Genomic DNA, 13573 nt, shown 5'->3' with positions numbered 1-13573 from the left:
GGCTAAGGCGCGGAACAAGGAAGCCAAGGAGATCGTATGAGCAGACCAGCCAATCCCGTGACCTTACCGCTTGCGGAATATTCGCCGCAGCACTTCCTGCTGGCCGTGGTCGACGGTGTCGCGACAGTCACGCTCAATCGTCCCGAACGGAAGAATCCGTTGACCTTCGAGAGCTATCGCGAACTCACCGATTTCTTTCGCGCCTGCGCGTTCGACGATGCGGTCAAGTCCATCGTCGTGACCGGCGCTGGTGCCAATTTCTCGTCCGGCGGCGATGTGTTCGAGATCATCGGTCCGCTCGTGAAGATGGACACCAAGGGGCTGACGGCGTTTACGCGGATGACCGGCGACCTCGTCAAGGCGATGCGGGCCTGCCCCCAGCCGATAGTTGCCGCGGTTGAAGGCATCTGTGCCGGCGCGGGCGCGATCATCGCGATGGCGTCGGACATGCGGCTTGCTGCGAGCGGGGCCAAGGTCGCATTCCTCTTCAACAAGGTCGGCCTTGCCGGTTGTGACATGGGCGCCTGCGCGATCCTGCCGCGGATCATCGGACAGTCCCGCGCTTCCGAGTTGCTCTACACCGGCCGGTTCATGACCGCGGAGGAGGGCGAGCGCTGGGGCTTCTTCAGCCGCCTCGTCACGCCGGAGCAGGTGCTGCCCCAGGCACAAGTGCTGGCCAAGCAAATCGCGGAGGGACCGACCTTCGCCAACACCATGACCAAGCGGATGCTGGCCATGGAATGGGCGATGTCGGTGGAGGAGGCGATCGAGGCGGAAGCCGTTGCTCAAGCGCTGTGCATGACGACCGCCGATTTCGAGCGCGCCTTCGAGGCCTTTGCCAACAAGGTCAAGCCGGTCTTCAGGGGCGACTAAGCCGGGCTTTGCCGGCAGCCCGCCGCAATGGGGACTTGCGCGAAATTATTTTAGGCTTAAAATAGTTTCGCCGGATTGAATTGGCGAGGCTCCCATGAAAGTCGCGATCATCGGTGGCGGACCTGCGGGTCTCTACGCTGCAATCCTGCTGAAGAAGCAGCGACCGAGCGCCGAGATCGCGGTCTACGAGCGCAACCGCGCCGACGACACCTTTGGCTTCGGCGTGGTGTTCTCGGACGCCACACTCGATAATTTCGAGAAGCACGACCTTCCGAGCTATCGCCGCATCACCCAGGAATTCGCCTACTGGGATGACATCGCCGTGCACTTCCGCGGAACGGTCCATCGGGTCGGCGGCAACGGCTTTTGTGGCTGCTCGCGGCAGAAGCTGCTCCTGATCCTCCAGGCGCGCGCGCGCGAACTGGGCGTCGTCCTGAATTTCGAGGCGGACGTCGAGGACGAATCCCGCTTCGCCGATGCCGATCTCATCCTGGTCGCGGACGGCATCAACAGCCGCTTCCGCGACAAATATGTCGATCATTTCGCGCCGGAAGTCGACCTCCGTGCCAACAAATTCGCCTGGATGGGCTCGACCAGGCCGCTGGATGCCTTCACTTTCATCTTCCAGGAGACCGAGTGGGGGCCGTTCATCGCCCATGCCTATCAATATGAAGCCGGGCACTCGACCTGGATTTTCGAGACCGATCCGGAGACGTTCGAACGCGCCGGACTGACAGGGCTGAACGAGACCCAGTCCGCTGCGCGGATGGCCGAGATCTTCGGCTGGTTCCTCGATGGGCACCAATTGCTCACCAACCGCTCGACGTGGCGCAACTTCCCGATGATCCGCAGCAAGCGCTGGGTCAAGGACAACATGGTTCTGCTCGGCGACGCCAAGGCGAGCGCGCATTTCTCGATCGGCTCGGGCACCAAGCTCGCGATGGAAGACGCGATCGCGCTGGCTGACGCCATGGAGAAGGCGCCCAGCATCAAGGCGGCGCTGGACGTCTATGAGCACGGACGGCGTGAGGAGGTCGAGAAGACGCAGCACGCCGCTGACGTCTCGCTGGTCTGGTTCGAGCATGTCGACCGATTCTGGGATTTCGATCCCGTGCAGTTCGCCTTTGGCGTGATGACGCGCTCGAAGGCGATCACCTATGACAATCTGAAACTCCGCGCCCCCGACTTCGTGGCGGAGGTCGAAAGATCGTTTGCCAAGCGTGTTCGTGGCAGCGGTTTCGACGTCGACACCGAGACACCGATGGTGCCGCTGTTCCAGCCCTTCCGGCTGCGCGAGATGGAGATCGCCAATCGCGCAGTGGTGTCGCCGATGTGCATGTATTCGGCGAAGGAGGGTGTGCCGACCGATTTCCACCTTGTGCATTATGGATCGCGCGCGATAGGTGGCGCCGGCTTGATCTTCACGGAGATGACCTGCGTTGCCCGCGACGCCCGCATCACGCCCGGCTGCACAGGATTGTGGAATGATGAGCAGGAGTCGTCCTGGCGGCGCATCGTGGATTTTGTCCATGCCAATTCAGCCGCAAAAATCTGCCTGCAACTGGGGCACGCCGGGCGCAAGGGTGCGACCAGACTGATGTGGGACGGCATGGACCGTCCGCTGGACGAAGGCGGCTGGGAGGTGACTTCCGCATCGCCGCTGCCCTATTTCCCCGACAGCCAGGTCCCGCGCGAGCTTCATCGCGCCGGCATGAACGCAGTGAGGGACGCTTTCGTCGCGGCGGCCGAGCGCGGCGAACGCTGCGGCTTCGACATGCTCGAACTGCACTGCGCCCACGGCTATCTGCTTGCGAGCTTTATCTCGCCGCTGACGAACACCCGCACGGATGAGTATGGCGGCTCGCTCGAAAATCGCCTGCGCTTCCCGCTCGAAATCTTCGAGGCGCTGCGGGCCGCGTGGCCCTCGCACAAGCCGATGTCGGTACGCATTTCCGCGACCGACTGGGCCGAGGGTGGCATCGGCGGCGACGACGCGGTGGCGATCGCGCGCGCTTTTGCCGAAGCCGGCGTCGACCTCGTCGACGTCTCGACCGGGCAGACCGTGCGCGATGCGCAGCCGATCTATGGGCGCATGTTCCAGACCCCGTTCTCCGACCAGGTCCGCAATGAGGCGCGCGTGGCCACGATGTGCGTCGGCAACATCACGACGGCGGACCAGGCCAACACCATCCTGGCTGCCGGCCGCGCGGACCTCGTTGCGCTCGGGCGGCCGCATCTGGTCGATCCCTTCTTCACCATGAGGGCGGCGGCCTGGTACGGGGCGGACGAGGCGTTCTGCCCGCCGCAATATCTTCCCGGAAAAGATCAGATTTTCCGCAACAGCGTGCGCGACCGGCAGGATCTGGAGGAGCTGAGAATTAAGGCTAAGCCCAAGACCCGGGCCGAGCTCAAGGCGGAGGCGACAAAGCCGCTTGCGGCCGAGTGACCGCCCGTGCGAATTTGGCCGTATTGCCTGGTGTGTACCGAGTGGAGTGAGGGCGATGAAGGCGATTATCGTCGGTGGCGGTATCGGTGGTCTCACCACCGCATTGATGCTGCGCTCGCGGGGCCTCGCCTGCGAGATTTTCGAGCAGTCCGACACCATCCGCGAGCTTGGCGTCGGCATCAACACGCTGCCGCATGCCATGCGCGAGCTGGCAGGCCTCGGTCTGCTGCAGCAGCTTGACGATGTCGCGATCCGCACCGACCAGCTCTATTACCTCAACCGTCACGGCCAGGAAGTCTGGCGCGAGGCCCGCGGCATCGACGCCGGCCACGATGTGCCGCAATTCTCAATCCACCGCGGCCGCCTTCAGGGCGTCATCCATCGGGCCGTCGAGGAGCGGCTCGGGCCGGAGGCCATCCACACCGGCTGCCGCCTCGGTGCTTTCACGCAGGACGAGGGCGGCGTCACCGCTTACTTCTTCGACCGCTCAGGCGCGCACATCCATACCGCGCGCGGCGACATCCTGATTGGTGCCGACGGCATCCATTCGCGGGTCCGTGACACGCTGTTCCCGAGCGAGGGGCCGCCGTGCTGGAACGGCCTGATGCTGTGGCGCGGTGCGCGGGATTGGCCGCTATTCCTCACCGGCAAGTCGATGATCGTCGCCGGCGGCCTCAACGCCAAGGTGGTGATCTATCCCATTGCGGAGGGGTCGAGCCCGGCGAGCCGTCTCACCAACTGGGCGGTGTTGGTGAAGGTCGGCGAGGGCAATGCCCCGCCTCCGCGCAAGGAAGACTGGTCGCGGCCGGGCCGTCGCGAGGAGCTGATGCCGCATGTGGCGCGCTTTTCGGTGCCTTACGTCGACGTGAAGAGCCTGATCTCGGCCACGCCGGAGTTCTACGAATATCCGACCTGCGACCGGGATCCGTTGCCCTATTGGTCGTCGGGCAGAGTCACGTTGCTCGGCGATGCCGCCCATCCGATGTATCCGGTTGGCTCCAATGGCGCCTCGCAGGCCATCCTCGATGCGCGCTGCCTCGCCGACGCGCTGGTGCGCGCCGAGCATCCGCGCCAGGCGTTGCTTGAATACGAGAAGAAGCGCCTGCCCATGACCGCGGACATTGTCCGCTCCAACCGGCGCGGCGGCCCCGAGGGCGTCATCGACGCCGTCGAGCAGCTTGCGCCTGATGGTTTCGATAATGTCGACAACGTGCTGAGCTATTCCCAGCGCGAGGCGATCGTGCGCGGCTATGCTACCAAGGCCGGCTTCGCCGCAGTGCCGGGACTTGCGGCGGTGCGGGCTTGAATCTAGCCGCCGGGAGGCGGTGGCAGGAAATGGATGTTGAACTCGGCCGCCATCGCCACCACGTCCTCGGGCTTCTGTTCCTTCATGTTGTGAAGGCCCCAAAACAGGTCGAATAGCTTGCGGGTCGGTGACACCCAGAACAACACCTTCGCGGTCTGCTCCGATTTGTTGAAGATGCCGTGCGGCACGCCCATGCCGAGCCGGATCAGGTCGCCCGCGGTCGCCTGCGACTCGGAATTGCCGAGCATGAAATCGAGCTTGCCCTCCAGCATGTAGAGATATTCATCCTGGTCGGGATGGATGTGCGGCGGCACGAACGTGCCCGGCGGCAGCGTCGCATGCCAGGAGAAGCTGTGCTCCGTGTTGCTCTTCGGCACATAGGTCTGGCCGAGGATATTCCAGGAGATGCCCTGGATCCCCTCATTGGCCCGTGTAATGCCGGTGATTTCGCTCTTCATTGTGATCCTCCCTCGACGCGACGTGCGGCCTAGTTCGCCGCTTTGCAGTCCTTGGCGTAGCGGTCGCCGTAATTCTCGAAGACTTTCTGGACGATCTCGGTCTGGAACTTGCCGTCCGCGCGCTTGGCGACCTTGGTCAGGTAGAAATTCTGGATCGGATAACCATTGGTGTTGAACTTGAAGGCGCCGCGCAGGGAGGTGAAGTCGGCCTTTTTCAGAGCGGCCGCGACCGCGTCCTTATTGGAAAGGTCGCCCTTCACGGCCTTGACGGCGCTGTCGATCAGCATCGCGGCATCGTATGCCTGGAAGGCGTAGGTACCGGGCACGCCGTTATAGGCGGCCTCGTAGGCGGCGACGAACTTCTTGTTCTGGGGATTGTCGAGATTGGGCGCCCAGTTCGCGCCGCCGAACATGCCGACCGCCGCGTCCTGCTGCGCCGGCAAGGTCGATTCATCCACCGTGAAAGCCGAGAGCACCGGAATGCTGTCGGCGAGGCCAGCCTGCCGGTATTGCTTGACGAAATTGACCCCGAGGCCGCCGGGCATGAACGTGAAGAGCGCATCCGGCTTTTGCGATGAAATCTTGGAAAGCTCCGGCTGGAAGTCCAGCGTGTTGAGCGGCATGTAGGATTCTTCGACGATCTCGCCCTTGTAGTCGAGCTTGAAGCCCGCGACCGAGTCCTTGCCGGCCTGATAATTCGGCACCATCAGATACATGCGCTTGTAGCCGCGATCCTGCGCGACCTTGCCGAGGATTTCGTGCACCTGGTCGTTCTGGTACGAGGTCACATAGAAGAACGGGTTGCAGTCCTTGCCGGCAAACGTAGACGGGCCGGCATTGGGGCTGATCAGGAAGGTTTTCGATTCCGTGACCGGCCGGTGGATCGCCTGGAGGATGTTGGAGAAGATCGGGCCGACCACGAAGTCGACCTTGTCACGCTCCAGAAGGCCCTTGACCTTGGTGACCGCTGCGTCCGGCTTCAACTCGTCGTCGACCACGACGACCTCGACATCGCGGCCGCCCATCTTGCCGCCGAGATCCTTCATCCCAAGCGCAAAGCCGTCGCGAACCTGTTGGCCGAGCGCGGCGGCAGGTCCCGACAGGGTCACGATCACACCCAGCTTGATCTTCTCCTGGGCGAGGGAAGGACTCACCGCGGTGCCAAGCAGCAAGGCGGCTGCGGCCAATGTCATTTGCGTCTTCATGATCTGTCCCTCGTGGCGATCGGTCTTGCGCTGCAAGCCGCTACTCCAATCCAAGTTTATGCCGATGATTGCTGCCGCGGCAAGCTAAGCTCAAGTCGTCATCCTGCGGGTAGCGGTGCATGCAAGCGGCGCGCCAATTATTTGAAGCCTAAAGAAATCGGCATGCGGTCGATTGGTGAGGCTTTAGGCTTGCAGCCGGCTTCGATTTATTTGAAGCTCAAAACGTTGGGATTCCGTGCCGGGCGCCCATGCCGGCCGAGAGTGACTGCATCAACATGCTCGATTCCGAGACCAAGGCCGTCGAAACGCCGGAGGATCACGCCGAAGAGCTTCGGCTGTGGCTGCGCCTCTTGACCTGCACGACCCTGATCGAGGGCGAGGTCCGTGGCCGGCTGCGGTACCGCTTCGACGTCACATTGCCTCGCTTCGATCTGATGGCGCAGCTCGACAAGGCGCCGGACGGCATGACGCTGTCCGACGTCTCCAAGCGCATGATGGTGTCGAACGGCAACGTCACTGGCCTCGTCGAGCGCCTCGTGGAATCCGGTCATCTCGACCGCCGCACGTCGGAGACGGACCGCCGCGTCCAGGTGATCCGGCTGACCAAACTCGGTCGGGCCGAGTTTCGCAGAATGGCCGCGGAACACGAGACCTGGATCGCCGATCTCTTCGGCGATCTGACGCCGAAGGATGTGCGCGAGCTGATGCGCCTGCTCGCCAAGACCAAGGCGTCGGCGCAGAAATCGGCCGCTCGCCGCCGGGCCTAGGTCCGCGGCTGAGGCACCCACAATCCCGTTTGCCGCCGGAAAAAGCATGGGATGCCCAAAATCCGCTATTGCGCGAAATTGCTTTAAGCCTAAAATGTTTCCGAGTTAGTGCTGCCGGGTGCTTTCCATGCTGAAAGGAGCGTGCGATGGCCAACGCCGCCAAGGTTCAAGTCTCGGGCTCGCGTGACGACGACGCCGCGACTGCCCATGTCGATGCGTTCGCGCGGCAGCATCTTCCGCCACGCGAGCTCTGGCCGGAATTCATCTTCACGCGACCGGAACTGCAATATCCGCCTCGCCTCAACTGCGTCAGCTATTTCCTCGACCGCTGGGTCGAGCAGGGCCATGGCGACGCTTCTTGCGTCATCAGCCCCGCCGTCAGCTACAGCTATCGCGAGTTGCAAGCACTCGTAAACCGCATCGCCAATGTGCTGGTGGGCAAGCTAGGTCTCGTCACTGGCGGGCGCGTGCTGCTGCGTTCGGCCAACAATCCGATGATGGTTGCGACCTATCTCGCGGTGATCAAGGCCGGCGGCATCGTCGTGGCGACGATGCCCCTCCTGCGCGCCAAGGAGCTGTCCTATCCGATCCAGAAGGCGGAGATCACGATCGCGCTCTGCGATGGAAAACTCGCCGAGGAGATGGAGAAGGCGAAAGCCGCCGCCCCCGGCCTCAAGCACGTGGTCTATTGGGGCAACGGCGCCGGCGACTCGCTCGAGGCGCTGATGGTGGATTCAAGTCCGGAGTTCAGAGCTGTCGATACTGCATCCGACGACATCTGCCTGATCGCGTTCACGTCGGGCACGACCGGCGACCCCAAGGGCACCATGCATTTCCACCGTGATATGCTGGCGGTCTGCGATGGTTATGCGCGCAACATCTTGCGCGCGGAGCAGATGGATCGCTTCGTCGGCTCGGCACCGCTCGCTTTCACGTTCGGCTTCGGCGGCGTGCTGTTTCCGATGCACATCGGCGCCTCCTTCGTCGTTCTGGAGAAGACGGCGCCCGACGACATTCTGAACGCGATCGAGCAGTACAAGACCACGGTCTGTTTCACCGCGCCGACCGCGTACCGGGCGATGATTGGCAAGCTTCCAGGCCGTGATATCTCCTCGCTCCGCAAATGCGTGTCCGCCGGCGAGACGCTGCCCAAGCCGACATTCGATGCCTGGTTGAAGGCGACCGGCATCAAGCTGATGGACGGCATAGGCTCGACCGAATTATTGCACATCTTCATCAGCGCGACCGAGGACGAGATCCGCCCCGGTGCGACGGGCAAGCCGGTGCCGGGATATGAAGCGAAGATCGTCGACGATTCCGGCAATGATTTGCCGCCGGGGAGAATGGGACTGCTCGCGGTACGCGGGCCGACCGGATGCCGCTATCTCGCCGACGAGCGACAGCGCAAGTACGTCCAGAACGGCTGGAACATCACGGGCGACACCTATCTGATGGATAGCGACGGCTATTTCTGGTACCAGTCGCGCTCGGACGACATGATCGTGTCGTCCGGCTACAACATCGCAGGCACGGACGTCGAGGCGGCGCTGCTCACGCATCCCTCCGTCGTCGAGTGCGGGGTCGTCGGCGCTCCTGACGAGGCGCGCGGCATGATCGTGAAGGCCTATGTTATTGCCGCGCCGGGCGTGACGCCGGACGCCGAACTCGTGGCCGCGTTGCAGGAGCATGTCAAACGCGAGATCGCGCCATACAAATATCCGCGCGCGATCGAGTTCGTGACGCAACTCCCGAAGACCGAGACCGGCAAACTAAAGCGCTTTGCCCTGCGGCAACTGGCGCAGACCGCGGTGACGTCCTCCGGCGTCGCGGCGGAATGAGAAGGATAGAGAATTGTCTGTGACGACGCCGAAAGGCCCGCACCTCGCGGCGCTGCCGACAGCAGCCGAGGACGAAACCCGCGCCAGGGCGCAGGTGCTCCAGCCGTCCGGTTGGCCGGTGCCGAAAGGCTATGCCAACGGCATGGCCGCCGAGGGACGCATCGTCGTCACCGGCGGCGTCATCGGCTGGGATGCGGAGGAGCGTCTCGCGGAGGGTTTTGTCGCGCAAGTGCGCCAAACCCTAGGCAATATCGCCGCGATCCTCGCAGAGGGCGGCGCGCAGCCCGAGCATTTGGTGCGCCTGACTTGGTACGTCGTCGACATGGACGAGTACCTGGCGAACCTGAAAGAGCTCGGCAAGGTCTACCGCGCCATCTTCGGCACCCACTATCCAGCGATGGCGCTGGTTCAGGTCGCCCGCCTCGTCGAGAAGGCGGCGCGGGTGGAAATCGAAGCCACCGCCGTCATTCCGCGCTGAACTGCGATCGGGCGCGCGCTCAGCTTGCCTTGGTCAACTTGCCTTGGTCAGCTTGCCTTGGCGAGGTCGTCATCCTCGGGCGAGTTCAGATATATTCCCGACATGGTGTCGACCCAGCAGAGATGGTCATGCACCTTCTTCACGCCGTTGACGTTCTCCGCTGCGACGACCGCGGCCTGTCGCGCGCGCTCCTCGGTGATGACGCCGCTGAGATGAACGATGCCGTCGCGGACGATGACATTCAGCCCGAACGGGCACCAGTCGTTCTTCTCCATGGTATCGATGATGCGGCTGCGAATGTGATCGTCGTCCGCGGTCGGGTCGGGTACGTCCCGGGCGAGGTCCGCCACCGCCTGGAGCAGGTTCGCCCGCGACACGATGCCGACGATTTTGTCGCCGTGGATCACCGGCAGACGCTTCACATTGTTCCGTTCCATGAGGTCGACGATCTCGGCAAGTGCCGTATCCTCGCTGATGGTCACCGGTGAAGGGGTCATCACCTCCGAGACCTTGCGGCCGTGCTCGTGGATGAAGTCGTTGGCCGATTTGCCGGATCCGAGAATGAACCGCAGCCAGCGCCCGCGCTTGCGTCCCGTGCCGATTTCGCTGCGGCGGATGAAGTCGCCTTCCGAGACCACGCCGATCAGCTTGCCGGCGCCGTCCACAACCGTGAGACCGCTGACATGCCGCTTCAGCATGATGTTTGCCGCCTCGACGATGCTGGTGTCGGGGGTAACCGAGATGACCGACCGGGTCATGATCTGATGGGCACGCATGGCAGTCTCCGCTGGCTTTTGATGACTCTGAAGTTGAGCTTAATCTCGGCATGGCGATTGGATTTGACGCAGGTCAATCAAGGAAAGTCCGCCGCGGCGAGTAGCCCGACTTGATGCAGCTCAACGTTTCCGGCCCGGTTGACTGTACCCTGATGGAGAAGCGCCCCTTGTGGGTGATCAGGAGGCTGATCGTGAGTGAGCTCGTCCAGTTGCAAGAGCCTGCGGCCGAACCGTTGCCCTCCAATCCAATTGCAGGGCTGGCCAGCGCGAACCAGCGTGCGCTGGATACCGCCCTTGGAGCGCAGGGGCTCATATTCGAGGAGGTCGTGTTCATGGCCAACGAACTCCTGGACCGAACGCAAACCGAGACACATTTGTTCGCGGAGTTCGTGTCGAAACTGGCAGGCTCTCACTCCGTGAAGGATTGGACAACCATGTACCGGGAATGCAGCCAGCATCAGCTCGACTTCATTCGTCGCGACTGCGATCGGTATTTTCGGCATGGCGAACGGGTCGCGGCAGCCATCCTTGGCATGCTGAACGAGCGGCCGCGGCTGACCAGCGCTGTCGCTGACGGAAAATCCGGAACGCCTAAGAATATCCAGCCATGAACGTCACGCAGGCATCGAACCTCCTGCTAGCCGAAGGGCAACTGGCGTCGGAGCCGCCCGTCGATCTGGTAAAGGGTTCCGCAACGCCGGCCGCGACCGTTCAGGAGCGTATTCCGGCTGGCGATGCGCCGTCCGTGCCCGAACCATATCCGCTCGATCGGGCCTTCCATGCGATGCTGGCGCGATTCACCGGCGGCATTTCGCCATTAGCGCTGTCGCTCGCCTATCTCGATTGGAGTTCGCATCTTGCAGCAGCACCGCAGCGCCAATTGGAGCGGACGCGCGAGATCGTTCGGGACACCAGCCGGTATTTCGACGCCGTCGCGCATGCCGCTGCACCAGGCCAAAACCCCTGGTCGGTGATCAAGCCTCAAGCGCAGGACCGTCGCTTCGCAGGGCCGTTATGGCAAAGCCCTCCTTTCAACTTGATGGCGCAGTCGTTTCTCCTCGGAGAACGGTGGTGGCACGATGCTGCGACGGGTGTGCGTGGCGTCGCCCCCACGAATGAAGCAATCGTCGAGTTCTCGGGACGCCAGATCCTCGACATGCTTGCACCATCGAATTTCGCTGCCACCAACCCCGAGGTCCTTCAGAAGGCCTTACAGAGTGGGGGAAAGAATTTCGTACTCGGGTGGCAGAACTGGTGCAGGGACTTGATGCGCATGCTCTCCGCGGGAAAACCGGCAGGCGACGAACAGTTCATTGTCGGCAAAACCGTCGCGACGTCGCCCGGCAAGGTTGTCTATCGAAACGAGCTGATCGAGCTGATTCAGTATCATCCCACCACCGAAAAGGTGCGGCCGGAGCCGATCCTGATCGTGCCCGCATGGATCATGAAATACTACATCCTCGACTTGTCGCCGCGGAACTCGCTCGTCAAATATCTGACCGGCGAGGGCTTCACCGTATTTGCGATATCCTGGCGCAGTCCGAACGCGGCCGATCGCGACGTGGCGTTTGATGACTATCGCACATCGGGCGTCCTTGCTGCGCTGGATGCGATCGCCTGCATCTTGCCGCGCCGGAAAATTCATGCGCTTGGCTACTGCCTGGGTGGCACCTTGTTGTCGATCGCGGCCGCAGCGATGGCGCGCGACGGCGATAATCGGCTGAAGACAATCACGATGCTTGCTGCGCAGACGGATTTCACCGAAGCAGGCGAGCTGACGCTTTTCATCAACGAGAGTCAGGTCTCGTTCCTGGAAGACATGATGTGGGAGCGAGGCTATCTCGATACGACGCAGATGGCCGGCGCTTTTCAGCTGCTGCGCTCGAACGATCTGATCTGGTCGCGGCTCTCGCACAATTATCTGATGGGGGAGCGGGCACCGCCGAGCGATTTGATGACCTGGAATGCCGACGCCACGCGATTGCCCTATCGCATGCACTCTGAATATCTGCGCAAGCTGTTCCTCAGCAATGACTTGGCTGAAGGTCGCTACCGCGTCGACGGCAAGAGCATATCGCTCTCCGACATCCACACGCCGATGTTTGTTGTCGGCACGGTCAGGGATCACGTGGCGCCGTGGCAATCCGTCTACAAGATTCACTATCAAGTCGATGCCGATGTGAGCTTCCTGTTGACGAGCGGAGGCCATAACGCCGGCATCGTCGCGCCTCCTGAGGAGCCCGGGCACAGCTACCAGATCATGACCAAGGCGGCGGATGCGCCCTATGTCGACCGCGATGAATGGCTGAAACTGGCACCGCATGCGAAGGGGTCGTGGTGGCAAGAATGGTCCAGATGGCTGACCGCCCGCTCTGGTGCACTCAATGAGCCGCCTCGGATGGGGTTTGGGAACGTCGCCAGCCTGCCCGACGCGCCGGGAGACTACGTCCACACCTAGTCCTCAGGCTCCGCATTCGGCGCAAGGTCGGCGGAGCGGAACGGCTTGGCCTTGTCGAGTTTCCGGTAGGCGCGCGAGGCGGTCCGCAACAGTTTCTTTTCGCGATTGCGGTTGAGGAAGCGAATGCCCGCCTCGGGGACGGCCTCGTTCAATGACGCCGCCAAGGTTTGCCCTCGCGCATCGTCATTCAATTGCCCGAGGGATTTTTGCGCCTTGCGCAATTGCTTGAGGATCGACTTCTGCTTGGTCAACGACTCGTCGGCGAAAAGGTCCTCGAGCGATTCGACCGAATAGGTCAGCCGCTTGTTGAGAAGCCGCAGCTTGTGCCGTTTCCCGACGTTGAGCTTGCGGAGCTTGCGTGCTTTCTTGAGCAGCGTCCTTTCCCATTCCGTGAGTTTCGCTGTAGCGTGGTCGGCGAGCGTGCAGCGGCGTAGCCTGATAGCTTCCTTGCTGCGCCGGGTCGACCAGGGGCCGCTCTCGATCCAGGCTGACGTCTGCTCGACGAGACGGCGATACCGCGCGGATTGCAGCGCGCGCGCCAACTGGCGATGGCTCTCGGCGCGCTTTTCGTCCCAATGCTGGAGCTCGGCAATCACGGTCAACTCGCCGCCACTTTCGGCGATGACCCGCTCGATTGCCACGTCGAGGTCCCGCACCATGCCGAGTTGGCTGTTCAACCATTTCAGTCCGGTCCGGACCTCCGGCCGAAGGGCATCATCGACCATCGGCGAGAAGAAGCGGATGGCGGTGCGCAGATGCGTCAGTGCAATCCGGATCTGGTGCAGCGCCTCGGGATCGCCGCGGCAGGTGCCGTCATGCTGCGCGAGAACGGCGGCGAGGTGACGGCGGGCGATGATCCGGAAGGCCGTGTCGCAGACTATGCCGGGGCTGAGGCGGCCGGGCAGGGCATTGCGCCTCGCCGCAGGCTTGATGCGCGCGGCCGTCGAACTCGTGCTGGGTCGCGCCAT

The 13573-nt window shown here is 62.8% G+C and carries 12 protein-coding genes; 8 read left to right on the top strand and 4 right to left on the bottom strand.

The window, feature by feature from the left end:
• The first annotated feature begins 36 nt into the window (after positions 1 to 36).
• The 3 genes from AC0L2J_RS15205 (at position 37) to AC0L2J_RS15195 (ending at position 4625) form a co-directional block, all read left to right on the top strand.
• Positions 37 to 873: an enoyl-CoA hydratase family protein gene (locus AC0L2J_RS15205; protein ID WP_473391368.1), complete on the top strand. Its 837-nt coding sequence runs from the start codon at positions 37 to 39 to the stop codon at positions 871 to 873.
• A 94-nt stretch (positions 874 to 967) separates the two neighbouring features.
• On the top strand, positions 968 to 3319 hold the full coding sequence (locus AC0L2J_RS15200) for a bifunctional salicylyl-CoA 5-hydroxylase/oxidoreductase (protein ID WP_473391364.1): 2352 nt from the start codon (positions 968 to 970) through the stop codon (positions 3317 to 3319).
• Between the two features lie 55 nt (positions 3320 to 3374).
• Positions 3375 to 4625 (top strand): flavin-dependent oxidoreductase, encoded by a 1251-nt coding sequence (locus AC0L2J_RS15195; protein ID WP_247460916.1) that lies wholly within the window; start codon positions 3375 to 3377, stop codon positions 4623 to 4625.
• A gap of 2 nt (positions 4626 to 4627) precedes the next feature.
• On the opposite strand, the gene AC0L2J_RS15190 is transcribed toward AC0L2J_RS15195, so the two are convergent.
• Both AC0L2J_RS15190 and AC0L2J_RS15185 read right to left on the bottom strand, forming a co-directional pair.
• Positions 4628 to 5083 (bottom strand): cupin domain-containing protein, encoded by a 456-nt coding sequence (locus tag AC0L2J_RS15190; RefSeq protein ID WP_007601580.1) that lies wholly within the window; start codon positions 5081 to 5083, stop codon positions 4628 to 4630.
• A gap of 29 nt (positions 5084 to 5112) precedes the next feature.
• On the bottom strand, positions 5113 to 6288 hold the full coding sequence (locus tag AC0L2J_RS15185; protein ID WP_007612704.1) for an ABC transporter substrate-binding protein: 1176 nt from the start codon (positions 6286 to 6288) through the stop codon (positions 5113 to 5115).
• A 248-nt stretch (positions 6289 to 6536) separates the two neighbouring features.
• Between AC0L2J_RS15185 and AC0L2J_RS15180 the strand changes: the two genes are divergently transcribed.
• The 3 genes from AC0L2J_RS15180 (at position 6537) to AC0L2J_RS15170 (ending at position 9371) form a co-directional block, all read left to right on the top strand.
• Entirely contained in the window at positions 6537 to 7055 is a 519-nt protein-coding gene (locus AC0L2J_RS15180; protein WP_007612703.1) for a MarR family winged helix-turn-helix transcriptional regulator, read from the top strand.
• Positions 7056 to 7201: 146 nt separating this feature from the next.
• Positions 7202 to 8893 (top strand): benzoate-CoA ligase family protein, encoded by a 1692-nt coding sequence (locus AC0L2J_RS15175; protein WP_473391359.1) that lies wholly within the window; start codon positions 7202 to 7204, stop codon positions 8891 to 8893.
• Between the two features lie 19 nt (positions 8894 to 8912).
• Entirely contained in the window at positions 8913 to 9371 is a 459-nt protein-coding gene (locus AC0L2J_RS15170) for a RidA family protein (protein ID WP_035974277.1), read from the top strand.
• Between the two features lie 47 nt (positions 9372 to 9418).
• Here AC0L2J_RS15170 and AC0L2J_RS15165 read toward each other — a convergent pair whose 3' ends face one another.
• Positions 9419 to 10147 (bottom strand): CBS domain-containing protein, encoded by a 729-nt coding sequence (locus AC0L2J_RS15165; protein WP_007612688.1) that lies wholly within the window; start codon positions 10145 to 10147, stop codon positions 9419 to 9421.
• A 110-nt stretch (positions 10148 to 10257) separates the two neighbouring features.
• Here AC0L2J_RS15165 and AC0L2J_RS15160 point away from each other — a divergent pair, with 110 nt between their 5' ends.
• Both AC0L2J_RS15160 and AC0L2J_RS15155 read left to right on the top strand, forming a co-directional pair.
• Positions 10258 to 10758 (top strand): hypothetical protein, encoded by a 501-nt coding sequence (locus AC0L2J_RS15160; protein WP_473249509.1) that lies wholly within the window; start codon positions 10258 to 10260, stop codon positions 10756 to 10758.
• Positions 10755 to 12605: a PHA/PHB synthase family protein gene (locus tag AC0L2J_RS15155; RefSeq protein WP_473391355.1), complete on the top strand. Its 1851-nt coding sequence runs from the start codon at positions 10755 to 10757 to the stop codon at positions 12603 to 12605. The genes AC0L2J_RS15160 and AC0L2J_RS15155 overlap by 4 nt, the downstream gene beginning before the upstream one ends.
• Here AC0L2J_RS15155 and AC0L2J_RS15150 read toward each other — a convergent pair.
• On the bottom strand, positions 12602 to 13573 hold the full coding sequence (locus AC0L2J_RS15150; protein WP_473391353.1) for a CHAD domain-containing protein: 972 nt from the start codon (positions 13571 to 13573) through the stop codon (positions 12602 to 12604). The genes AC0L2J_RS15155 and AC0L2J_RS15150 overlap by 4 nt on opposite strands.

This window comes from Bradyrhizobium sp. MV1.5 (assembly GCF_055807615.1).
Note: the sequence above shows the minus strand (reverse complement) of the source record. Positions and strands in the feature narration are given on the sequence as shown.